The organism is Microcoleus sp. N9_A2 (assembly GCF_036701775.1).
Classification (GTDB): Bacteria; Cyanobacteriota; Cyanobacteriia; order Cyanobacteriales; family Microcoleaceae; genus Microcoleus.
This window is the reverse complement of the sequence record NZ_JAUBRH010000005.1, coordinates 29,281-54,119: the sequence shown is the minus strand read 5'-3', so window position 1 is coordinate 54,119 and position 24,839 is coordinate 29,281. Positions and strand designations below refer to the sequence as shown.

20 protein-coding genes and 1 pseudogene are annotated in these 24,839 nt (G+C 42.1%); 14 read left to right on the top strand and 7 right to left on the bottom strand.

Translation table 11 applies throughout. The annotated features are described in order from the left end of the window. Nucleotides 1-37 precede the first annotated feature (37 nt). Complete coding sequence (locus QUA44_RS04365) at nt 38-1,438, bottom strand: gluconeogenesis factor YvcK family protein (RefSeq protein WP_333248817.1); 1,401 nt, start codon at nt 1,436-1,438, stop codon at nt 38-40. 164 nt (nt 1,439-1,602) lie between these two features. Here QUA44_RS04365 and QUA44_RS04360 point away from each other — a divergent pair, with 164 nt between their 5' ends. The 11 genes from QUA44_RS04360 (at nt 1,603) to QUA44_RS04310 (ending at nt 13,044) form a co-directional block, all read left to right on the top strand. Continuing rightward, nucleotides 1,603-2,385, top strand: coding sequence for an ATP-binding cassette domain-containing protein (locus tag QUA44_RS04360; protein WP_333248820.1), 783 nt, complete (start codon nt 1,603-1,605; stop codon nt 2,383-2,385). 107 nt (nt 2,386-2,492) lie between these two features. Continuing rightward, a complete protein-coding gene (locus QUA44_RS04355; RefSeq protein ID WP_333248822.1) occupies nt 2,493-2,756 on the top strand; it encodes a four helix bundle protein in 264 nt (87 codons plus the stop codon). 279 nt (nt 2,757-3,035) lie between these two features. Next, nucleotides 3,036-4,514, top strand: coding sequence for an MlaD family protein (locus QUA44_RS04350; protein WP_333248824.1), 1,479 nt, complete (start codon nt 3,036-3,038; stop codon nt 4,512-4,514). Nucleotides 4,515-4,708: 194 nt separating this feature from the next. Next, nucleotides 4,709-5,464 carry a Uma2 family endonuclease gene (locus QUA44_RS04345; protein ID WP_333248827.1) on the top strand — a complete coding sequence of 252 codons (756 nt, stop codon included), beginning with the start codon at nt 4,709-4,711 and terminating at the stop codon, nt 5,462-5,464. 124 nt (nt 5,465-5,588) lie between these two features. Further along, entirely contained in the window at nt 5,589-6,176 is a 588-nt protein-coding gene (locus QUA44_RS04340; protein ID WP_333248829.1) for a Uma2 family endonuclease, read from the top strand. Between the two features lie 145 nt (nt 6,177-6,321). Next, nucleotides 6,322-6,990 (top strand): Uma2 family endonuclease, encoded by a 669-nt coding sequence (locus QUA44_RS04335; RefSeq protein WP_333248831.1) that lies wholly within the window; start codon nt 6,322-6,324, stop codon nt 6,988-6,990. Nucleotides 6,991-7,092: 102 nt separating this feature from the next. Beyond that, nucleotides 7,093-7,593 carry a tetratricopeptide repeat protein gene (locus tag QUA44_RS04330; RefSeq protein WP_333248834.1) on the top strand — a complete coding sequence of 167 codons (501 nt, stop codon included), beginning with the start codon at nt 7,093-7,095 and terminating at the stop codon, nt 7,591-7,593. A gap of 163 nt (nt 7,594-7,756) precedes the next feature. Then, nucleotides 7,757-8,203, top strand: coding sequence for a hypothetical protein (locus QUA44_RS04325; protein ID WP_333248835.1), 447 nt, complete (start codon nt 7,757-7,759; stop codon nt 8,201-8,203). A gap of 29 nt (nt 8,204-8,232) precedes the next feature. Continuing rightward, a complete protein-coding gene (locus QUA44_RS04320; protein WP_333248837.1) occupies nt 8,233-9,492 on the top strand; it encodes a class I SAM-dependent methyltransferase in 1,260 nt (419 codons plus the stop codon). Between the two features lie 141 nt (nt 9,493-9,633). Then, complete coding sequence (locus QUA44_RS04315) at nt 9,634-11,367, top strand: FkbM family methyltransferase (RefSeq protein WP_333248840.1); 1,734 nt, start codon at nt 9,634-9,636, stop codon at nt 11,365-11,367. A 42-nt stretch (nt 11,368-11,409) separates the two neighbouring features. Then, entirely contained in the window at nt 11,410-13,044 is a 1,635-nt protein-coding gene (locus QUA44_RS04310; protein ID WP_333309516.1) for a hypothetical protein, read from the top strand. Nucleotides 13,045-13,058: 14 nt separating this feature from the next. Here the strand turns inward: QUA44_RS04310 and QUA44_RS04305 are convergent, their stop codons facing one another. The 6 genes and pseudogenes from QUA44_RS04305 to QUA44_RS04280 form a co-directional block, all read right to left on the bottom strand. Then, a complete protein-coding gene (locus QUA44_RS04305; protein WP_333248844.1) occupies nt 13,059-14,642 on the bottom strand; it encodes a hypothetical protein in 1,584 nt (527 codons plus the stop codon). A gap of 19 nt (nt 14,643-14,661) precedes the next feature. After that, nucleotides 14,662-16,911 (bottom strand): O-linked N-acetylglucosamine transferase family protein, encoded by a 2,250-nt coding sequence (locus tag QUA44_RS04300; protein WP_333248847.1) that lies wholly within the window; start codon nt 16,909-16,911, stop codon nt 14,662-14,664. A gap of 263 nt (nt 16,912-17,174) precedes the next feature. Next, nucleotides 17,175-17,705: a type IV pilin-like G/H family protein gene (locus QUA44_RS04295; protein ID WP_333248850.1), complete on the bottom strand. Its 531-nt coding sequence runs from the start codon at nt 17,703-17,705 to the stop codon at nt 17,175-17,177. Between the two features lie 106 nt (nt 17,706-17,811). Next, nucleotides 17,812-19,134, bottom strand: coding sequence for a class I SAM-dependent methyltransferase (locus QUA44_RS04290; protein WP_333248931.1), 1,323 nt, complete (start codon nt 19,132-19,134; stop codon nt 17,812-17,814). A gap of 264 nt (nt 19,135-19,398) precedes the next feature. Then, a pseudogene (locus QUA44_RS04285) lies at nt 19,399-19,836 on the bottom strand (phytanoyl-CoA dioxygenase family protein); the annotation flags it as partial. A gap of 375 nt (nt 19,837-20,211) precedes the next feature. After that, nucleotides 20,212-20,514, bottom strand: coding sequence for a hypothetical protein (locus QUA44_RS04280; protein ID WP_333248852.1), 303 nt, complete (start codon nt 20,512-20,514; stop codon nt 20,212-20,214). A 118-nt stretch (nt 20,515-20,632) separates the two neighbouring features. On the opposite strand from QUA44_RS04280, the gene QUA44_RS04275 reads away from it, so the two are divergent. From QUA44_RS04275 to QUA44_RS04265, 3 genes are all read left to right on the top strand, one after another. Continuing rightward, on the top strand, nt 20,633-22,774 hold the full coding sequence (locus QUA44_RS04275) for an O-linked N-acetylglucosamine transferase family protein (protein WP_333248854.1): 2,142 nt from the start codon (nt 20,633-20,635) through the stop codon (nt 22,772-22,774). Between the two features lie 28 nt (nt 22,775-22,802). After that, on the top strand, nt 22,803-23,420 hold the full coding sequence (locus QUA44_RS04270) for a Uma2 family endonuclease (protein WP_333248856.1): 618 nt from the start codon (nt 22,803-22,805) through the stop codon (nt 23,418-23,420). Nucleotides 23,421-23,600: 180 nt separating this feature from the next. Further along, nucleotides 23,601-24,776 (top strand): AI-2E family transporter, encoded by a 1,176-nt coding sequence (locus QUA44_RS04265; RefSeq protein ID WP_333248858.1) that lies wholly within the window; start codon nt 23,601-23,603, stop codon nt 24,774-24,776. The last annotated feature ends 63 nt before the right edge of the window (nt 24,777-24,839 follow it).

Here is a 24,839-nt window from a genome sequence, read left to right as displayed (position 1 = left end):
CACTCTCCCCATCTCCCCATCTCCCCCTCAAAGTAGCTTAAATGTTCTGGGCGCGGCCGTACCAACGCAGCAACATCCCCGCCAACCTTTGAGAATTGTGGCGAATTAAACCCGTATTTTTATCTTCATCCATGACATTGGCGATGACTATTCGCCGGCCCAATTGCGTTACGGCTTCTCTATCGAGCACAACCGGATAGGAATTCTCCTGAGAATAGCGGATTAAAGATTTTGCAGAGGGGACTTTTCCTTGAACTACTACAGCATCGAACAGGGGCCGGCCACAAGCGCGATCGATCGCCCGAATGTGATCTGCAACACTGTATCCGTCTGTTTCCCCCGGCTGAGTCATAATATTGCACACATAAATGCGCGGAACTTCGCTGCGGGCGATCGCATCAGCAATTTCCGGCACCAACAAATTCGGAATCACACTCGTATAAAGACTCCCCGGCCCAATAATTATAAAATCCGCTTCCCTCAGCGCTTGGGCCACCCTGGGCAAAGCCGGAGGATTAGCAGGAGTGCAGCCAATTTTGAGGATTTTCCCGTTAGCTTTTGTAATGCTGGACTCCCCCTCAATTCTCCTGCCGTCAGCCAGTTCTGCCCACAAAGAAACGTCGCTCAGAGTAGCCGGCAGCACCTCTCCCCTCACTGCTAAAACTTTAGAACTCGCGGCGATCGCCTGTTCCAAATCTCCAGCAATATCGCTCATCGCCGTCAAAAACAAATTCCCAAAACTGTGACCCACTAAACCGTCACCGGCCTGAAAACGATATTGAAATAACTCAGTCAATAACTTTTCCTCATCTGCCAAAGCTGCCAAACAATTGCGAATATCTCCCGGCGGCAATACCCCAATTTCCCGCCGCAGTCGCCCGGAAGACCCGCCGTCATCGGCCACGGTGACAATAGCAGTGATTTTGGCACTGTAATCCTTCAATCCCCTGAGCAAATGAGAAAGGCCCGTACCCCCTCCAATTGCCACAATTTTTGGGCCGCGGTGCAAGCGACGGTGGTTGAGGAGTCGATCAACCAATTCCTCATTCCCTTCGGGCATCAGCACTTGAGTAATCGAGTTCAAACTGCGAGTTTGGCCCCACAGAATTAACAAAATCCCGCCGGCAATGATGATCGGCCCCGACACGTAATTGGGAATAACTTCCGCAATCCACGCCAAAAAATTTTTCAACAATTGCAACAGGAAAAAAATCGGAGTCATCCCAGTCCAAATCGCTAAACCCAAAGTGGCAAGCACCACACCGCTAGCACTGATCAGCAGCCACCGTTTCACCAACAGTCCGGGGGCCAACCACTTAAACCACTGGTGAACTCGCCCGTTCCGCAAAGAAGGGGGGTAAGGATTTCTGGAATGGGCAATAACCTGCTTGGCTTTAGCCAAGACGCGAAGGGCTTTAGGAAATGAACTAATTGACATGGTTAATTAGTCTTAAGGGTATTGGAACAGCTCGATCTGACAAATTTACAATACAAGAGTGTTTTGATTCTGGCAGTCAATTTAAGTAATTAGTTATTAGTCATGAGTCATTAGTCATTAGCTAGACTGATAACTGAGGACTGACAACTTATTGATAACATCTTATGGCTGAGCCGCTAATCGAACTCAAAGGGGTAAGTAAGTCCTTCGGCCAGAACCAGATCCTCGATCGAGTCGATCTGAGGATTTATCGGGGAGAGGCCCTGGCAATTATTGGCCCTTCCGGGACGGGAAAATCTACGATTTTGCGGATAATTGCGGGTTTGTTGGCCCCCGATGCCGGTGAGGTTTTTGTTCAGGGACAGCGGCGGGTGGGATGGGTGGACGACGTGGCAGATCCGATCGGAATTGGGATGGTGTTTCAGCAAGCGGCTTTGTTTGATTCGCTGACGGTGGAGGAGAATGTCGGTTTTTTACTTTACCAGCATTCTAAGCTGCCGCGCCGCCGCATTCGGGAATTGGTGGAGGAAAAGTTGGAGATGGTGGGTTTGCCGCGAATTGGCGAACGCTATCCAGCGCAGTTGTCTGGGGGAATGCGGAAGCGGGTAAGTTTTGCCCGCGCTATCATGGCGAATCCGGATAATGACAGGGATAATCCAGAGGTTTTGCTGTACGACGAACCGACGGCGGGCTTAGATCCCATCGCATCAACGGTAATTGAAGATTTAATCCGCGACTTGCAGAAAGCTCAAGGGGTTTGCAGCACTTATGCGATCGTCACTCACCAAGACAGTACCATCCGCCGCACTGCCGATCGCATCGTATTTCTCTATCGAGGCAAAGTGCAGTGGGAGGGAACTGTCAGCGACATTGCATCGACAGATAATTTGTTAATCCGACAATTTTTTAGTGGCAGTGTTACTGGGCCAATTCAAGCGCTTGGATAGTCATTAGTCAGTTGTCAGTTGTCAGTTGGCAGTTGGCAGTTGATAGTTGGCAGTGGGTAGTTGGCAGTGGGCAGTGGTTAATTGTTTGTATTATTGAGAGATAAAATATGTCACAAACAAATTTTCAGAAGTTAGATGTTTATAAATTAGGCGAAAAATTAGCTGATGAAATTTGGAATATAGTTATAAAATGGGATGCACTAGCAAAAGATACGGTCGGCAAGCAAATTATTCGCTCTGCTGATAGTATTGGTGCTAATATTGCTGAAGGAAATGGTCGAGGGAGCTATCAGGATCATCGGCGATTTATCAAGCTTGCCAGAGGTTCTTTATATGAAACAAAGGCACTGGTTGAGACGGGCTTATACTAGACAACTACTAACAAGTATGCAAGTAGAAACACTCAAGCCAATTATTGACGAACTGTCGCCCAAGCTAAACGCCTATCTAAAATCTATAGGCAACACATCCGACAAAAATTAAAAACTATCAACTGTCAACTGCCAACAGTCAACTGCCAACTGCCAACTGCCAACTATCAACAGTCAACTGCCAACTGCCAACTATCAACTGTCAACTGTCCACTGCCAACTATCAACTGTCAACTGTCCACTGCCAACTGTCCACTGCCAACTGCCAAAGGAGGCAATATGCGATCGCGAACTGTAAGAGAAGGTTCTGTCGGGTTCTTAATTTTAGTAGGAATCGGTTTATTTGGCGGCTTAGTGCTCTGGCTGCGGGGCGTGCAGCTAGGGAACCGCAGCTACAAATTCGCCGTAGAATTTGGCAGCGCCCAAGGAATGCAAATAGGCACGCCCATCAGGTATCGCGGGGTTGCAGTCGGTAAAATTACCGCCCTCAAACCGGGTTCCAACGGCGTAGACGTGACGCTGGAGATTGCCCCCGGTACTTTAGTGATTCCCCGGGATGTTACGATCGAAGCGAATAAATCCGGTTTAATTGGCGAATCGTCGATCGACATTACCCCCAACTCGATTTTGCCAGAATCCTTACTTACCGCCAATCCCGTTAGTGCCGACTGTCCCCCGGAAATTATCTGCCAAAATTCACGCTTAAAAGGTCAAGCGGGAGTCACTATAGACGAACTAATTAGATCCACAGTCCGGCTAGCTAATTTCTACACCGACCCCGCGCTGTTCAACAATATTAAATCCCTGGCCGAAAATACAGCCAACACAGCTAAAGGGGCAGCTAAACTCACTCAGGATTTGTCTAATTTAACTCAAACTGCCCAAGCCGAAATAAAAACTTTGAATCAATCGGTAAGGGGAGATATCGGCAGCTTAAATCAATCGGTGAAAACCGAGATAGCAAGTTTAAATCAATCATTAAAAGGAGAAGCAACCAGTTTAAATCAATCATTAAAGGTAGAATCTAGCAGTTTAAATCAATCGCTTAAAGGGGAAATATCAGCAGTCGCCGCTGATATTTCTAAAGTAGCAGCTACAGCGGACACTTCTACAAAAGCCGTATCTGCATCTGTGATAAATTCTGCTAATTCAGTAACTCAAGCAGCCAATCAAGTTACATTAACAGCCAACCAACTCAATTCTTTAGTAGCAACCAACCGCGCCAGTTTAGTCTCAACTCTGAATAACATCAATCAAAGCAGTCAGGAACTGCGGGTAGCTGTCAGCAGTTTGAGTCCGACAATTAATCGAATTAACCAAGGACAATTGCTGAACAATTTAGAAGTTTTATCAGCGAATGCTGCCCAAGCTTCTGGTAATTTGCGAGATTTATCCAGCCAGGTAAACAATCCCGCCACTTTGCTATTATTGCAGCAAACTCTAGATTCTGCACGAGCTACATTTCAGAACGTGCAGAAAATTACTTCCGACGTGGATGATTTGACAGGAGATCCGGCTTTCCGCAACAACATTCGCAGGTTGTTCAACGGATTAGGAGGCTTGTTGGGTTCGACAGAACAACTGCGACAGCAAGTTAAAGTCACTCAAACATTAGCTCCTCTTTCTGCTAAAATAAATGCGAGTACACCTGCAAAAAATCAATCAGTAGAGCCGGGATTTCCCAGCTTGCAGAAACAGCAAAAAATGCCTGTTATACCTTCTCAAACTGCTAGGTCATCCGAACCAGTAGATCCATAAATTACCCATGCAAACCAGGTATAATTGAATAACGGCAATTGCACACTATTCGCGATCTACTCTAGTTAGTAAGATGCAAAAGGCGCGCCCCAATTACAGCTAGTTAATAAGGTGCGCCTTTCGCCCCCTGGCATTAAACTTATTGTCCAAATCCTATTAACAAAAAACTCTTTAACTCAAAACAAGGAAAACCAATGACGCAAACATTATCGAAACCGGCTGAAACCAAAACCCAGTATACTGTAACTTGGGAAAAATTGCCAGACGACTTTAAATTACCAGACGATCCTGTGGAAAATATCGACCAACCACTTTTAGCCGCCGCCTTGCGAGAAGCCTTGGATATCGCAGGATTTATCCTAGCTTCAATGCTAATAGCTTCCAATTTTGGACTCTGTGCCAAAGTCAACGACAAAACAGTAGTAAAAGCACCCGATTGGGTGTACATTCCCTCGGTATTGCCAGCAGAACCAGGAGAAGTTCGCCGCAGTTATACGCGCAATGCTGAGGGAGAAGTACCCGCAGTAGTGATGGAATTTTTATCAGATCCTGACGGCAGTGAATATTCAAATAAACCGACATATCCTTACGGAAAATGGCGGTTTTATGAGCGAATTTTGCAAGTCCCGATTTATGTAATTTTTGAACCGAAATCGGGGGTATTGGAAGTGTACAGACTCTCGACATCGGGAGAATACGAACTGCAAGAACCGGATGCTAATCAGCGATTTTGGATAGAATCAATGGGTTTATTTCTGGGGGTTTGGGAAGGTGAAAAATCTCAGAGAACTGGTTATTGGTTGCGCTGGTGGGATGAGAATGGCAATTTGCTGCTGTGGGGTGTAGAACGGGTGGAACAGGAACGCCAGCGCGCCGAAGATGAACGCCAGAGGGCCGATCGACTAATGGCATACTTGAGAAGCCAGGGCATCGATCCTGATGGCATTTGAAGGTGTGGGAGGTCGATCGATTTTCGAGTTTCGAGTTTCGATTGAATAATTGGGAATCAAGGAGCCAGAGCGATCGATTTTAGAGTTGAGATTTTCGATTTTCGATTGGGAATTAAGGAGCGCCATGACTGCAAAAACATTAGAAGAAAAATTAGATCGGCCGTTACTATTTCCAGGCTTAACCTGGGAACAATTCAAAACCTTAGAACCGATGCTGGATATTCCAGGGGTTCGGCTGTCATTTTTAGATGGGATACTGGAGATTCAGAAAATGCCTGGAAGAAAACACGAAACAGCCAAGGGACGTATCGGTGCGTTGGTAGAAACTTACATGATGGCGGCCGGAATCGATTTCACCCCTACGGAGTCTCTGACTTTAGAAAATGAATCGCGACTGGTGAAGTGTGAAGCAGACAAGTCTTACGAATTGGGTGCTGATAGAGAACGTCCAGATTTAGCGATCGAAGTAGTCGTCACTAGCGGCGGAATTGATAAGCTAGAGGCTTACAAACGGCTGCAAATCCCTGAAGTCTGGTTTTGGGAAAACAGCCGACTGTCTCTGTATGCTCTCAGACAGCAAGGATACGAAGAGATTGGCAGTTCCGAATTGCTCCCAGAACTGGATATTGGTTTACTCGTCAGGTGTGTTAATATGCCGAGTCATGTTGAGGCAATTAAGGAATTCAAAAGGGCGATAGATGGGGATTTGTAGTCAAAAATAGATCATACCAGAACCCCGAATTTTTGAATAAGTCGGGACTCTAAAGCACGAGATAGTTTTACGTTTAATTAAATTAACCTACTTAGTTGCATCAAAAAAGTTTATAATAAATCTACAACTCAAAGGAAGCACGACCATGACAACAGTCGTTCCCACCCTCAAAACTTCTGAAATCGTATACCCTAGCGCTGATGGAGAACCAGTGGCAGAAACTTACGACCATGTTTATGCAATCTTAACTACTTTAGAAGTCTTAAAACAATACCTTGCAGACCGTCGAGCTACTGTTTTAGCAAACCAATTTTTATACTACGCTCAAGGTTTCCCAAAAGTCCGTGTAGCACCAGACGTGATGGTAATTTTTGATGTAGAACCTGGTGGCAGAGATAATTACAAAATCTGGGAAGAAGGGCAAGTGCCGAAAGTAATTTTTGAAATTACATCACCAGGTACAAAGTCGGAAGATCAAAATAATAAAAAAGACTTGTACGAGGGGATAGAAGTTCAGGAATATTGGTTGTTTGACCCTAGAGGTGAATGGATTAGGGAACAATTGCGCGGGTATCGATTGGGGGAAGATGGGTATGAATTAATCAGAGATAATCGCAGCGAAGTATTGCAACTGCGGTTAGAAATAGAGGGAAAACTGCTTGGGTTTTATCGGGAAGATAATGGGGAGAAATTATTGATTCCCGATGAATTGGCTTCAGCTTTGCAAGCGGAACGGCAACGTGCTGCTGAACTCGAATCTTTGCTGGCGCGTTATCGAGATCAGTTTGGAGAATTGCCGGAGGATAACGGCTAAAGATGCAGGGGTGCGATCGCCCTTCACCGATCGAGATCGCCCGCGTGTTATTGTTACCTAAATGTCCTTGACAAATCTCAGATTTTATGTATTGGAATAGAATTGGTCTCAAATTTTAAATGGCGAAGGGCGATCGTTTTGCGATCGAACTTGGGCAATCTAGAGATAGGTGCTTTGCGAGTACCAGGAAAACAGCGAGGCCAAGAGTTAGCAATGGAAAGTATACAGAAAAAATCTAGCCCTCGTCCAGTTAATAAGGGCGATCGAATTAAGCAGATTTTTGCTTTAGTATCAATGGTTGGCTTTGGTGGTTCGGCAATTTTTGGTATGGTGAGTCTGTTCGGCAGCGGTTTGAGCAGCCAGCACCAGCAAAAACCCGCGACTGCTGCAGTTTCTCAGGAATCTTTGCTGGCGGCGCAGGAACGGGGATATGAGACGGTTTTGCAGCGGGAACCGCAGAATCAGACGGCTCTGGAGGGGTTGGCAAATGTGCGGTTGCAGATGAATAATCAGGTGGGGGCGATCGAGCCTTTGGAAAAGTTGGTGAAGCTAAATCCTGACAGAGCTGATTATAAGGTATTGTTGGGGCAGGTAAAAAAGTAGAGGGGAAAGAGAGGGGAGCGATCGCTAAGAATTAGTATAAACTGGTGGTTAGGAGTTGTGATGTTGCTGGATCTCCGCTTAGATACTTAGCTTGACCAAGAAACAACTGTTAAGTTCAAAGCAATTAAACAATATTTTTTATCTACAAAGTATCTTAAATTCTATGGCTGAAACACTTGGATCTCTCTGCGACAAGTTGACAATTATTAAACTGAAACAGTGGCATTCTGAAGACGAAATTAGGCTCAACAGCCTTTCTCTTCAAGAAAAGCAGCTTCAGAATGAGATTAACGAATTTGTGAATGCTGCTATATCCGGAAAAATTCCTATAGAAAAACTCACATTTGCCTCGAATAAAGTGTACAAAGAAGAATCTAATTTTGTACCAGATATAACAGGGAGTATCGGCGAAGTCTTCTCACAGCTTGCAGAAGTCAATTGCAAATTATGGCACGAACAGGAAAAAGTGTATGATTTTGAAAATGTTGCGTTCAAGGAAAAAAATATAGTTGTAAAGCAGCTTGCTGTTCTGAACTTGGAGCGAAATAAGTGTATTGATGAAATTGATAAAAATTTATTAGGGATTGTAAAAAGGATTAATTTTATTTAATTGGAATATCAACTTTTCGAGGAAATACAATGCATCTAATTCATCGTAAGACTTGCCGTGTATGCGGCTCTTCCGCTCTCACAAATGTCATCAATCTGGGCGAACAGCATCTGCAAGGTTCATTCATAAAGCCAGGGAAAGAGGAACCACCAATTAGAAAAATTGCCACCTCTCTTGTGCGTTGCGATCCAACTAGGGATGAAAAAGCTTGCGGTTTGCTACAAATGGAACATACCGTTCCGCCGGAAGTGTTGTATTCTGCGTACTGGTATCGTTCCGGCACGAATCATACCATGCGAAACCACTTGCGGGAAATTGCCGAAGAGGGGGCATCGCTTATTGGTAAAGACAAAGCATATGTATTAGATATTGGTTGCAATGATGGCACTTTGCTGAAGTGCTATCCAAAAGAATTTCTTAAGTTTGGAGTTGATCCGTCTGATGTAGCTCAAGAGATTACTGGAGACATTACTGCAATCCAAGATATTTTTCCTTCAGAAGAACTCATTAATGTGTTGCAAGGCGAAAAATTTGACATTATTACATCAATTGCGATGTTTTATGACCTTGAAGATCCTGTAAGTTTCTGCCAAGAAATTAAGAGAGTGCTAGCTAATGATGGAGTGTGGATTTTTGAAATGTCATATATGCCATCAATGCTGAAAATGAATTCCTATGATACTATTTGCCATGAGCATTTGGAGTATTACAGTTTAGCAGTATTGGAGTATGTTCTTAAAAAAGCTGAACTGAAGATAGTAGATGCTATACTAAATGATATCAACGGTGGCAGTATTCGTTGTTATGCGACGCATATTGATAACTTCGTTTACAAGAATAAAGAGGCTTCGCAACGCATTAAGCGGTTACGTCAAGAAGAGTTTGATATGGAGCTTGATACAGATAAGCCATACAAAAATTTTCAAGACCGAATTAACGTACATAAAGAGCAATTAACTTCGATGTTAAAGATGCTTAAAAAAGAAGGCAAGAGCATTCATGTTTATGGAGCTTCCACTAAAGGCAATACTATTTTGCAATGGTGTGGAATTGATAATCGCCTTGTGGATGTTGCAGCCGAGAGAAACCCTGATAAATACGGTGCGTATACTCTTGGTACAGATATACCGATCGTTAGTGAAGCGGAGTCAAGGGCCAGGAAGCCTGATTATTACCTGGTGTTGCCTTGGCACTTCAAAGAAGAATTTATTCAGCGCGAACAAGAAGTTTTGAATAGTGGTGTTGGCATGATATTCCCTCTGCCCAATATTGAGATTATCAAATACTAGCTATAAATACCAAAGCGCCAAGGGTATTTATGACACATAACTTTATTCGTTACAGTTTTGCCAACGGTAATGTAATATGATTTAGAGAGTGATCTCAATTTAGATTCAGATTTAAGGTTAATTAAATTCAGAGGTTTAAATATGTCGTTTTTCTTGTCCAGCCTAAAGCAAAGTGGTCATTTAGATAAAATTCATATGACAATATGTATTGTTGGTTCACGCAAAATAGTCAAGGAGGATGACTATGGCAGTAAAGGCTGGCATCTATTTGCACCTAACTTAACTATCTTAGGATTTGATGCTGACGAAGAGGCTTGTAATTTAGCTAACGCAGAGATTGAAGCTCGACAAGTTAATTGGGCTGAGTCTCACATTCCCTTAGCTCTTTGGAATAGTATAGGAAAACAAACACTTTATGTAACTAGAGATCCCGGATATAGTTCTTTGTATCAACCAAATGAGTCATATATGCAGCGGTTTAACGGGTATATAGATTTAATTCAATTAGATCGTACTATAGAAGTTGAAACAACAACTCTAGATACTTTTTGCCAATCAGAAAAAATCAAAGAAATTGACTTTATTCACCTTGATGTTCAGGGTGGAGAACTTTCTGTTTTAGAAGGAGCTTCTGAAATTTTAGACAAAAGCATTCTCGCAGTTTATAGTGAAGTTGAGTTTACTGATATATACGTCAATCAGCCTCTCTTCGGCGATCTAGATATTTATCTCAGAAACCAAAATTTTACATTGTTTGATTTAATTTTTAGTACGGGACGTGGAGTGCGTACAACTTCACCAATTGCTTCCCCAAATCGTCCTGGATCATTAGTATGGGCTGATGCCTTGTATCTCCGCGATTTGATACGCCCCAACTTAAATACACATTTACAGACACCTGAGCGAATTTTGAAGCTGGCTTGTATAGCTGATGTCATGGACTATACTGATTATGCCCTAGAGCTTCTGGAGTATCTTACTCTGAATTATGGCAATGATTCAAATTATAACTTTGCTGATAATATTATTGAAAGTTTAGCTCAAGTTCCTGAACTGGTAAAGCAAGGGATAGAAAATCTGCCAATAGTAAATCGTCTTCGAGACTACGTAAGCAGTAATAATATATATTTAAGGGATGCTCAAACTAAAATCAAAGGGAATAAAAATCGGATATCTCGCGCCCCTAATTTAACTAATAAATCAGAGAAGGACGCGCCTACTAAACCATCTGTATGTAAAATTTTGAAATTTCGAGATGAAATTTATAAATGTACTGATTATCTACATAGAAATGGCTATGCTTCCCATAATCTTGTCTGTAAAGACTGGGATATCGCTCACATCATCTTTGATTTATCAGACGGTAATCTTTTAGACATGGGTAGTTCTGACTCTTATATTTTAAAGAATGCGGTTTTGAAAAATGTTCAAGGTGAAAAATATGGGATTGACCTTCAACCTCCTGATGTGCCTCTGGAAGAAGTCAAATATATGATTGGCGATCTCATGGATACCAAACTTCCCGATCGTTACTTCACGAATATAACTTGTCTTTCTGTCATAGAACATGAAGTAGATTTCCAAAAATTCGCCACAGAAGTTTCTCGGCTTTTGATAGACAATGGCAAATTGTATGTAACTTTTGATTATTGGACACCGAAACTCAAGCCCGATTTCAAGCTTTACGATAAACTCTGGAATCCGTTGGATGAAAACGATACTAAAAACTTGATAGATGAATGTAAAAAATGTGGTTTAAATTTAGTTGAGCCTGTAGATTGGTCTTTGGGAGATGCAGTAATCAAACCTGGTTACTTTTCTCCGGGAGCAAATATCAGCTATACCTTTGGAATGCTGGTTTTTCAAAAAAATTAGTCTCTATCAAACTACTGTTTTTCAATAATGATGAAAAATTCTATGATTAATTACGGTAAACGAATCCTGCTTGGCCAGCTTGGCTCAAATGGGGATTGTCTCTATACGACTATACTGGCTCGACAAATCAAGCAGGATTATCCCAATTGCCATCTGACTTGGGCGATTTCATCTATTTGTAAGGGGACAGTTGAAGAAAACCCATTTGTTGATGAAATTTGGGAAATTCCTTTAGCGGGTTGGGCTGACATGGCAGCAGCTTGGTATGATTTTGAAAATCAGGCAAAAGCTCGTGCTGAGCGTGGTGATTTTGATGAAATATTTTTGACCCAAATTTATCCCAATAACTTTCAAAATTACGACGGTACTGTTCGACCATCTATTTTTAGAGCTTATCCAAAACCTATAACGGTTCCCATACAGAATATCTTACGATTGCGAAGCAATGAGGTTGAAAAAGTCCAAAATTTTGCCAAAAAGCATAATTTGCAGCAATCCAGTCATGTAATTTTGTTTGAATGTGCATCGAAAAGCGGTCAGTCTTTTGTTACACCGAACTATGCTTTATATGTGGCTCAAGGGCTAATTTCTAAGCTGCCAGATTGCCAAGTTATTCTTTCATCTAATTTCCCAATTCCTCAAGGAAATCCCGGAATTATTGATGGTAGCACTCTTACCATGAGGGAAACTGCTGAATTGACTAAGTATTGTCACCTTTTTATCGGCTGTTCAAGTGGCATTACCCAAATTGCGCTTACAGACTGGGCTAAACCATTGCCAATGATTCAGTTATTGTCACGATCGACATCTGCGTATGGTTCTATTGCACATGATTTTGAGTATTGGGGACTTTCATGTGAACAAATTTTAGAGATGACAGATGTACCAGTAGAACACTTGATCGAATGTACTTATACTGCTTTTACAAAAAGTTTTTCGGAAGCACGTCGAGATTTTCACCAACCAATTGTGATTGATTTTAATTACTATTTAGGCTATGTAAGGAGTTTTATTCTACAAAGAACAGAACAGTATTTCAAAGCGGTTCGCTCAATCTTATATACGGTGGAGCGATACGGCTGGCATCCCCAGTTAAAATTATTTGTACAAACTGAATTAATCCCGAAAATATGTCCTGGTAAAAAATTGCCAGTCACTGATGAAGACTATAGCAAATTGTTACAAGATTCGATTGATAGTTTTAATAAAGACTACGCATGGGCAGATGAGGGAGTGCCTCAGCATCGTATAGTTGATGCTCTTAGTAACGATCTCGGATTAAGAGATATCAACCTAATTATATTTCCCGACTGGAGCCAGTCAGAAGAATTAATCGCGGAGGATTTAGAAAGTGTCATTAAAGCTACTATGGCTCACCCAGACAAAAGCGAGATGACTCTACTGATAGATACTAGCAACATTTCTGATGAAGATGCCAATCTAGTTTTATCTAGCGTGGCGATGAATCTACTGATGGAAGAGGATTTAGATGTTTCTGAGGGGCCGGAAATTTCACTGATGGGGCGGTTAAGTGAAATTCAGTGGGAAACTCTGATGACTTGCCTTGATGGTAGAATTATATTGGAGAATGAGAATAAAGAGGCGATCGCCCAACTTGCCGACGACAATATTCCCTCCTATAAACTCGACCGTTTGAGCGATATTAGCAAATCCTAAATTTGATCTGCTATCTACTTTTTACAGTAAAGATAAATTTTGGTATTTTTATTTAAGTTGCGATTAAAATTTCCAAATTCATACTCTTCAAACTTATCCTTCAAGAACCAACTTGAGGAACTTCTTAAAAAGATTTCCTTCTGATATGGGAAAAGCACAATACATTGGAAGTCTTTTTTATTTGTGATTTTATCCAAAGTCTGATATTTATAAAGGATTTCTATTTTTTTAAAAAAAGAGTTTTGGGGATTCACATAACTATGAAAATACAAGTTAGTTCTCTTAGATACATAATTAATATATTTTTTGATTGAAGTGCTCCATTCATAGGACAGATGAGGGTTTGCAACAATTAAAATTGGATCGTTTACCTGAGTTTTGGCTTCTATTGTTCGCAGTAAAGCATTGGTAGATTTCCCTTCTAGCCCAAAAGTATGTGCCGCATCCCAAGCTAAACTCAAGTTAAAGCTCAACGTAATCATAATTAATAATAAAATTAACTTAGCTGCAAATTTATAAGTTTTATTCAGATAATTGTAGAGAGTTATTATTAAAAAAGCATAACCAAAAATGCCGGGTAATATGTATCGTTGAACAATTCCAGACTTGGCATAAAGCAATATTTGAGGTATTGCAACTAACAAAAGTAAAATAACCGGAAAATACAAAGCATTTAAAATCGGGGAGAGAGATTGAGCATAAGGGGGCTTAATAGTTAATCTAATTGATATCAAACTTATTAATATGAGCCACCAATAACCAGCCTGACTTAAACTTTGAGTAGCGTTGATAATACTGGAAATATTAAGTGCATCAACTCCCGCGTATCCAATATCAGGATTTAGCCCAATATAAAATTTTAAAATCCAAAGTTCTGTTAAAAAAAATATACCCAAAAATGATAGTGATAAAATATTTTTTTTGAGAGATTCAGGCCCTGATAAAGTTCTCATCTGATGAGATATCCAAACTTTAATCGAGGCGATAGCTGGAATCATAAGAATAAAACTTTCTTTAGACAAAGACATTATCAATACAAAAAAAATGAATAATCCTTCATAGATTTTTTTGTATTTATTAGCTCTCTCACTCAGCGCTGCAAATACTAAAGCACCCGCTAGTAAAAATGTACCTATTGTTTCATTAGGCCCAAGTTGCCACCAGACTGCTGATTGCGGCCCTAGAGTTATTAAAAAAGAAAATAGTAAAGCTTCTATTATTGAAAAATTGATCAACCTTCCAAACATGAATAGGAAGAATGTAGTAAAAACTCCTAACATTCCGGTATAAAGTGACCACCAAGCGAAGTTAATTCCTAGTAATCTTGTTTGAAGGATTCTATGAATATAATAAAATGGTCGGAACCTTCCAGTTAGTAAATCATTGTGAATCCATTGACTGCTTACTTCAAAAATACCGAGCTTTTCAACTATAAAATTATAGTTAATATGAGCTATTTCATGGTCATCAGTAAAGTGATATCCAGAAAACAGCGAACCACTTGTGATCAATAGGAGAAACCAAAATATCAAGATGAACAAGAAAACAGTTAGATAATCATATTTTTTGAAAAAGCTAATATACTTAGATATTTTCACGCTAAACCATCTCGATAGACTAATTGTTATCACAATATTTATGCCACATCTGCTCGTAGGCATTCTCCATTTCACGAGTAAACTGTTTGGCATTCCAGAGAGGAGATGTTTGCCTTGATTGCCGCAGCCGCCACGCTATCTGTTGTCGCAAAGCCGAATCTTTACCCAAGCGAACTCCCCACTCGACATACTCTTCATCCGTCCAAGCAATTCCTTCAGTTACACCCACATTCATCATCATCGTGTAGCTGTTACGAGCAGCAAACTGCTCGCCAACCCGCGTTACCAGAGGAATACCCATCCACAGAGTTTCTAGGGTGGTTGTAGCTCCGTTATACGGGTAGGTATCGAGAACTACGTCAGCGATGCCTAAGTTAGCTCGGTGAAAGGCTTCTGAGGGGTCTTGCGCCAAAAATCTCAGGCGATAGCCCTCCACACCCTCTTCTTCCGCTAGCTGAGTAAAAAAGCGTTCAATCGCTTTTCTATCGGCCCCACCCTTGATTAAAAAGTAACTGTTCGGTACTTCTGCCAGAATCTTAATTTGTAATCGCGCTGTGTCAGGATGCCGCTTGTAGCCAACCTGAGAACTAAGATATATAACAGCGTCGCTCGGAATATTCAAATGGTCGCGGCGCAGAGTGGGTACCTCCAGCTCAAAACCATCCACAGCTATATAGGTTTGAGGCAAACGCCAAATTTTTTCGCTGTAATAATCCTCGGCTGACTCCGGCAGAACATAGGGATCGGCAATAAAATAATCAATAGCGGGCAGCCCAGAAGCATCCCAACCCAACCAAGTAACTTGAATAGGCGCCGGTTTGAGCGCCATCACCTCAACACTAAAATCCAGAGTGATGCTGTCTAGATCTATTAGAATATCAATCTCATCCTGATAAATTTGCTCAGCCATTTCCCCCGGAAAAAAACTACCTTGATGAGCTTTATCGGATTGCTCAACATAAAATTCTTCTAACCAATCGTATATCGGCTTTTTTGTATAAGCCATGAAATAGGTATAAACTTGAAAGCGATCGCGGTCGTGATACTGAAACAGCCATCGCACCAGCCAGCCCACAGAATGTCTTCCCAGGCAATGGGATAGGTAGCCAATCTTCAAAGGCTTGGCAGTAGCACTAAGATTGCGACGAGCTAAGTTTCCCTGGCGAAATCGCTCTACCTCCTCCCTGGCAGAGATTTCAATGTTGGTTTGGCACAGTTGAGCCACTTGGTTTTGAAGTTGTCTGTTATTTTTCGCCCGATCTTGAAAGTATGGGAAAAAGAAAGTTGTAGTCCACAAACTTTGAACTCTCGTTTGAATCAGCGATGTCGCCTGTTGATCGATCAGAGCCTGCAATTGTGACTGGTGACGTTGCATGACCGAACAGACTTCTTCCCAATATCCAACAGCACCCATCAACCCTCGAAGAATCTTGTAATTCGCATAAACTTGATCTGGTAATTCCTCTGATAAGGAATAGCACAATTTAGCCAGTTCTATACCTTTTTCGTATTGCCTAGCATTTTGGTAACAAGCCGCCAAATGATGTAAAAGAGTCAACCTTTGCAAAATGTCTAAATTTTCAAAATCTAAACGGCGGCCTATCTCACCAAAACTAGCTGCTAGTGTCGCCGACGACGACGAAATTTTTATACAGGCTACAATCATAAGTTGGACAAAAGCTTGAGGATCGCGGACATGGGGGAGACAGGCTTCCGCTAATTCCAGAGCTGACGGGTGAAAAGGATTGCAATCTAAAACACTTTTCAACACTTGCATTAATAGCTCAAACTCTACTTCTATCGGTGGTTCCGACTGGAGGAGTTCTATTACACCAAAAGAATATAGTTCATCTCCTGTGTAGATATCAAGGAGGATCGACAGCCCTATCAAATGCAATAGGTTATTAATATCGGTGGGATTAATCTCTTTTATGTGTTGACGGATTGTCCAAGCTAGCAAATAGTCTACCAGATTCCCCCTGCGAACAGCTTCCGCTTGCAGCACCTCAATCAGTTCGGCTGTCCACTGCTCAACTTGTTCCGGCTCTCCCTCTGCCATGCCAAGCAACCAAGTTGTCTGAGCTTCTGCCTCTTGCCCTTGCAACAGCAACATCAACCCTAAATACCAGTAACAAGACTTAGTATCAGCTTCGTCTTCTATCGCCTGCTCGTATAAGTTTGCAGCTTGACTATAATCACCTCTGAGCAGGTATTGATGGGCTTGTTGCTGCCAAAGGGCAGGCTCAGGAGATAGCGAACTAGCAATCATAAAGGCAAGATTCTCAAAAATTACTGGTTGACAACTTACTTATGCAACCCCGAATGTTATTGCGAGGGGAACGTAGCTAAAGGAGAGCTATCGCCAAACACAGCTTAAGATTACTGTATTACAGATATCAATTCGGTGGCCATAACAAACTACGCAAGTCCTACGATCCTCTAATAAGAGTGGGTAGCGTACACAGACACTACCCACTCTCCAAAAAATTTTAGGCTAGGCCAGCAAAAAACATTCTCAAGCTAATGCCTTTCCTACTTCGAGACTTCTATGCTGGTAGCAGGATCGCAGACTGGATTAGTGCTAGCAGCAACCCCAGCGAGTGCATCTGTTTGGGTTCCTTTACTCTCGCACAATATTGCCAACGTAGTTGCTTCACTTGTACTAGGAACTACACTCAGAACCACAGAGCCTGTATAGGCTTTGAGTGCACCAACGCTGGGTTTTCCCTGATTGGCAACTGCACTGTTGCTAGTGCCTGAGACTGCGTAAGTGTAGTTAGTAGTTTGAGTTTTGATGCCAATTCCTAGTTTATCAATGGTGTCTGTTACGAAGCCACCAGATTCCGCATATTTTGCTTGCTGAGCTCTGTTCATTGAACCTGTATACTGCTTGGCTTCTGACTGCTTAGCTTTGTTGGCTTGGTTGAGGAAGGAAGGCAAAGCAATAGCAGATAGAATACCGATGATGATGATCACGACCAGCAGTTCAATCAAGGTAAAACCTTTATCTTGTCTCTTTTTGTTGAGGTGTTGCAGGAATCTGGCTTTAAATTCGGTTTTCATGGTTTGTTTCTCCTAGAGGCGTGGGATGCTTGATTTCTAACTCGTAAACTTAACTTACCCAGTTTCCCTAGCTTACATATCACCCCCGGCAATTTTTTTTAATTTTTCAAGCCGATCGCTCCAAAAGCACGTACAGAAAAGCTTCTAGCATACTTAAGAGTTCCTTCACTTCCTCAAACGCTGTCTCTGGGTTTACCTGCTCTAGAGTGGCGGGGTGCAGCGGTCTGAGCTTTAGCCAGAGTTCGACTAGGGACATTATCGGCTGCGATCCCTCCCACAAAGGCAGCAGGCAGGCCGCCAGCATACTTTCGACTGCGATCGGCACTTGGGTGGGCAAAGGGATATAATTGCTAATGATAAAGGGTTTCTGGTTGGCGATGCAGTTGAGCAGGTCTTCTCTCACCTGGGGAGTCTTTAGCTGAGGATGCAGGTGAACCCGTGCTGCCTGCCAGTCAGGCTCAGTCCATTCAGAAACGGGTACAAAGGACTGAGGTTTCTCGGTGGGATGACCGCACCAAAAGTCAATAAGACGATGGACGGGATGTAACAGTTCAAACATATGCAGCCGATCTTCTATAGAAATTTCTGGCAAGCTCATTGCTAAAAAGGCGGGCAAATTTTCTGAATCTTGGAACAAATCCGTCACATCCCAGTGCCGCCAACCCACCATGCTGACAAACTCCAAATCAGCCGCTCTCAAGGTGGCAAACACTTCTGGGATAGTATACCCTTTGTCCCCCTGGAGTAAATAGTTCATAAAAATCCATTCATCACTATTATTAGAATTCCAGTTTCTTGCTTTTAGAAGAACTTCGTTTTTTAAAGCATTCATAGTTTCTCGAACTATTTCAATCTCTAAATCCTGGGGATTTTCATCCATCAAACCCATTAGTTGCCACAACTTTTGAGATCTAAAAAAGCTCGCTCGCTGGAAGTAACTATGTAAATTTGTCCGAATAATTCCCTCTGGCTTTAAAACAGACTTCATTGCTTGCAATCCTACAACCGGATCTGGCAAAAGATAAAGAACTTCATCATTATTAATTAAATCAAATTCTAAACCTAATCTCGGTAAATTCTCTATTGAGAGTGCATGAAATTCTACATTCCTAAAGCCGTGATATTCCAAACGCTGGCGGGCTAATTTCACTGATTCTTCTGATAAATCAATTCCCACAATTTTAGCGCCTGGATTTGCTTCGGCCAAAATCAAAGATTTATATCCACTACCGCATCCAGCATCCAAAATAATTTTTCCTTCAGTTTCTATTATTTTTTGATTTATTAAATAATAAGGCGTTACCAAGTTATGAATATAGAGCGACACACAGTCATTTTTGGGAGTTTCTTCTAGGGCTGTTCTCGGATAGCACACTGTGTCGAATTGCTGGCGAATTTTTTCTGAGACATCCAATTGTTGATTGTTCATTGGGGAATTACTTTGAACCTTCGTTGAAGATGGTAGAGATTTTTTTTGGAGTTCGGTAGCGAGTTCGGCAAGCTCCTCTGACAGAGGATACATATGCTGGTACTGAAGGATTTGTTTGCCTATCAATGCCAGACGCTCCTCGAAATTTGGAGTAACGGATGGGTCAAGTAGCGGAGTTTTATAAGGCTCAACATCACACCTTTGAAATTCACAAGCCAAGCTGATGCGCGGATGAGGCGCTCTTTCGCTGCTGCGGCCTCCCCAGTGCAATACTGCATGATTCCAGCACAAAACAGAACCTGCATTTGCGGGCAATGCACGAATATCTTGAAAGTTGATGCTTTCCCTTTTTTGACCTTTTTGGACGTTACCATAATTGGCATCCAAAGGAGCTGGCACGATGTACATACATCCATTGAGTGGGATGGCATCGCTGAGGGGAATCCAGATGGTTACACACTTGGGCATTCCGTCTGGTAAAAGAGTGCTCTCGGTGTTGTCACGGTGCGGCTGCCATCCTTTTTCGGCATTAGTCGTGTCGATGTACCAACTCCAAAAAGCGGGCAATTGTTGATACTCATCACCAAGGATAGCTGATAATATTTGCGACAACCGAGAAAAAGTATGCCAAAACTCATCATAAATGAACGCAAATGGTACAGGCCAGCCGGACTGTCGCAGTTTTTCTATGCCAGCGGCCATGCGCGAAATCTCTGCTTCAGACAAAAAAGAATCGATTTGAAAGTAGCCTTCTTTTTTGAGATTGAATAACAGTTTTTCCTGGTGTTCTTGCTCAAATGAAAGAACACTTCCAGATAGTGAAGTAAAATCTTCACCTACACTTAGCTGGGGATTTAGGCTTTTCCAATAGTCTGGATTTTGAGCTTGCTCTAAAAAAGTTTTGACGCTAATCATCGGTTTTGGCTGTGAGTCCCTGAGTTGACGACTTATAATTTATCAATTTTTTCGGAAAGATGCTTGGCCTGCTTGAATGATCGCCAGCAACAAGGTCTGCTCTTGCGGAGTTAGCTTAATCTAGGAAATCTCAGTTATGGGAATCTAGCTTAAAACCGAAGCTTACCCAAAATTATCATAAATCTTATCAGCACTCGTCCACGATCGATCGCACTTTTCCCCAAACCCCACACTCAACAAGACCATAGCATGGCCATAATAGTTAAGGTCAAAGTTTCCCACCCCCGCCCAAAAAAAGATTATACAACCAACCAGCACATCTATGAACACCAACATCAGCCCCATCCTCAAAGTATTCTGCTTCTCCGCCGCCCTTTCCCTTGCCATTAAATACGCAGGGCCCAGCTTATCCATACCCTCCACCGACTTAAACGCCCTCATCGCCGTGCTTTCCCCCAGTATCATCCTAGCTGCGATCCTAGGCTGGCGGGCGTGGCAACAGCAGCCGAGATAGCTAGCTAGGTGCGATCGACCAAAACAGCAAAAGCCCCACAATACCCAACAATACAGGACAGACTATCACATGGATATAACCACCTTAAATCTCAAACCCTTAAACTTGCTCATTTTCCCCGATTGGAGCCAATCAGAAGAATTGCTATATTTAGAGTTAGCAGCAATCATTAGAAGTATTGTCACTCATCCCGATAGCCATTATCTAGCTCTGTTAATAGACAGCACCAACATTATAGAATCATCTGAATTAGATGCTAATTTAATTTTGTCAGGAATTCTCATGGATCTCTGCATGGAGGAAAATTTAGATTCTAGCATAGAACCGGAAATTATTTTATTAGAAAACCTCAGTCAAAGCCAGTGGCAAGATATTTTGCCACAAATTAAACATCGAATTAGGTTGGTGGCGGAAAACCAAACAGCACTAGCCGAATCCGGGGCTGACAAAATTCCTGTATTGCAACAGGATAGACTTAGCGATATAACCATTGAATCCCAAGCATCACGGTTGATAGACTTTGGCAACGCACTCTACCGTCAAGGAAGATACGAAGCAGCCATTAAGCACTATCAAAGGTTTTTAGTATCCCAGATAGGAGATATAGAACTGTATGGTAACTTAAGCGAGTGTTTAAGAAACCTCAACAGAATCGAAGAAGCGATCGCGATTCTAGAGTCAGGCATCCGCAATTACCCGACAGCCGGACAACTACATTTTCAACTCATCAAAGTTTGCCAGCAAAACGGACGCACTCAAAAAGCTATATTAAGTGCAGAAAAAGCCATGCAGATATTGCCTAATGAATATGTTTTTCAACTGTTTAAACACTTAACATTGCCGATTATTTATAACACATTAGATGAAATACAATTTTACAAAAAAAGATTTGTTCAAGAATTGAAAAACTTAATTCAGCAAACATCCCTAAGAACTCCACAAAACAAAATTAATGCTTTCCGGGGTTTTAGTAGTTTCACTAATTTTTACCTAGCATATCAGGCTCACAATGTTGTGGAATCGCAATCAAAGTATGCTAATTTAGTCCATCAAGTTATGGCCGCCAACTATCCACAGTGGGTGCAAGCGCGATCGATGCCTCCACTGCTGAAAAATTGCAAAATTAGAGTCGGTTATATTTCTAGTTATTTGCATTCTTACAGTGGCACTTTATGGTTGACTGGCTGGTTGCGTTATGCCGACACAAAACACTTTGAAATTTACTGTTACTATACGGGTAACGATCCCGATCCAATTACAGAACAATTTCGTCAATATAGCACAGAATTTCGGCACATTCCCTACAACCTAGAAGCCGTATGCCAACAAATTATTGATGACAAATTGCATATTCTTGTCTTCCCAGAAATTGGCATGGATGCAGCAACTATCCAAATAGCAGCTTTGCGCCTTGCCCCCGTGCAATGTTCGGCGTGGGGACATCCTGTCACCTCTGGTTTACCTACGATTGATTACTTTATTTCCAGCGAATTGATGGAACCCGAAGATGGGCAATTGCATTACTCAGAAACTTTAATTAAGTTGCCTAATATTGGTGTTGCCTACCCAAAACCCATTGTTGGTCAATTAACTCAGACTCGCTCAGATTTTGACCTCCGAGAAGATGCAATAATTTATTTGTGCTGCCAAGCGCCTTTCAAATACTTACCGCAATATGATTTCATATTAGCAGAAATTGCGAGTCGCGTTCCGCAAGCTCAGTTTATTTTTCCGCGCGGTGAATTGCTGCGGGAACGGCTAAAACGTGCTTTTGCTGCTATCAATCTTGACAGTGAAGATTACTGTCTGTTCCGAACTATTCCAACTCGACAAGATTACATAGCAATTAACTTTATTTCCGATGTTTTCTTAGATACTTTCACTTGGTCGGGGGGGAATACATCTTTGGAGGCGATCGCCTGTAATTTACCCATAGTAACTTGTCCGGGAGAATTTATGCGGGGACTTCACACCTATAGCTTTCTCAAAATGCTGGGAGTGACAGACACAATCGCTAAAAATGAAGCAGAATATATTGAAATTGCTGTCAAGTTGGGTAGAGATTCAAAGTGGCGGCAAGATATTGCACAACGCATGAGTCAGCGACAAGGTAATCTATTTGACGATCGAGTTTGCGTGACTGGGTTAGAGTCTTTTTATCAAAAAGTTGTTCTAGAAAAACTTGAATGTTATAGTAATTCTATAGCTTAGGGTCGCAACCAAACTAAAGGCACTCACCATGATTCAAAGCATAACAGAATTAGTAACATTCGATGAATTCATTGACTGGTATCCTGAAAATTCAGAACACCGCTACGAATTGCACAATGGAGAAATTATTGAAAGGCCAAAAGCAACAGGCAAACATTCTAAAGTTGCCGGTTTTACCGCACTGAAAGTCGGAATAGAGATTGAGCGTCTCAATTTGCCCTACTTCATCCCTAAAGAATGCGTCATCAAACCGATGCCCGAGGAATCGGTATATGAGCCAGATATTATTGTACTTAACGAACAAACCATTGCCAACGAGCCGCGATGGGAGAAATCATCAATTATCACGATGGGTTCATCAGTGTCCCTAATCGTAGAGGTAACTAGCACTAACTGGGAGGATGATTATGCCCTAAAGCTTGAGGCATACGAGGCAATGGGTATTCAGGAATATTGGATTATAGACTATCTAGGATTGGGTGGCAGACGGTTCATCGGCAACCCCAAACAACCTACTTTTTCGATTTACCAACTAATTGACGGGGAATACCAAGTCAAACTGTTCCGAGGGGGCGAGTGTATTGAGTCCCCAACTTTCCCAGAATTGAAGCTGACAGCGCAGCAGGTGTTCGCAAAAGGGAATTGAGGTGGCTGCTTATGCTAATGTCCGAGTAGGGGTATCCGATTCAAGATGCGATCGCGCGCATCTGCTGTATCTTGATATAAAGGCGATTCATCGCTTCTGGGCTGCAGAGCAATTAGCAAGCAGTAATTCCCCATACTCTATTCCTCAATCTAAAATCTAATATCTAATATCTAAAATCTAATGAAGCTAGGACAGTGGATGGGCTTATTAGCCCTCATCGCATCTTGTTACATCCTCTGGCAAATCAGACAAGCCCTGCTGCTGCTGTTTGCCGCTATCGTCTTAGCCACATCCTTAAACAGACTAGCACGCTACTTGCAAAAATTCCGACTCAAAAGGTCGATCGCCGTACTTTTATCAATTAGCTTTTTAGTCCTGGTTTTGGTAAGCTTGTTCCTGATAATTGTACCGCCCTTTGCCCTACAATTCCAACAATTGACCCAAAAAGCACCTGAAGCAATCGCCAAACTCAACGATTGGGTAGATCAAATCGAAGCTCGCTTCTCGGGACAAATCGATCAGCGGCTGCTGCCCAATCTCGATGTTAACGATATTATGCGACAACTGCAACCCTTGTTCAACCAACTCGTTGGCGGTGCAGGAGCTTTTGTCGGCAACACATTAGGGGTTATTCTCAGCTTTTTGCTGGTCTTAGTTTTGACCTTGATGACCTTAGCAGATCCGCTCTCTTACCGCAAAGCATTTATACAACTATTTCCCTCTTTTTACCGCCGGCGAATCGATGGTATTTTAGATGAATGCGAAATAGCTCTCGGTCGATGGGTTGTCGGCGCTCTTATTAGCATGAGCGTGATTGCTTTGTTGAGCTTAATTGGTTTGTCAATTTTGCGAGTTCCCCTACCGCTAGCTCACGCTGTAGTAGCAGGATTTCTTAACTTAATTCCCAATATTGGCCCCACGATCAGCGTCATTCCGCCAATGACGATCGCACTTTTAGACTCTCCCTTACAATCCGGTTTAGTTTTAATTCTTTACTTTCTAATTCAACAATTTGAAAGCAACATCCTCACTCCCTACGTCATGGCACAGCAAGTATCATTGCTGCCAGCAGTAACATTAATCTCTCAAGTATTTTTCGCCACCTTTTTTGGATTTTTAGGACTATTACTTGCCCTCCCCCTCACCGTTGTAGCTCAAGTTTGGATTAGGGAAGTATTAATTAAAGACATTCTCAACCATTGGGACGCGAATCCTAAAACTTTAGCAGCAATCGATTCGGCTATTCACGAAGAATATGAGTCTCTAGGAGTAAAACATCACAGACAAGAAAGCCTTCCAGAACCAAAAACAGACATCGCAGACCAAGCAGAAAATGACGATACTGTCAATCAATAATTCAGGTTTGATCGTTCGGACTTCAGTCAGGTTTGATCGTTCGGACTTCAGTCCTTCTTAATT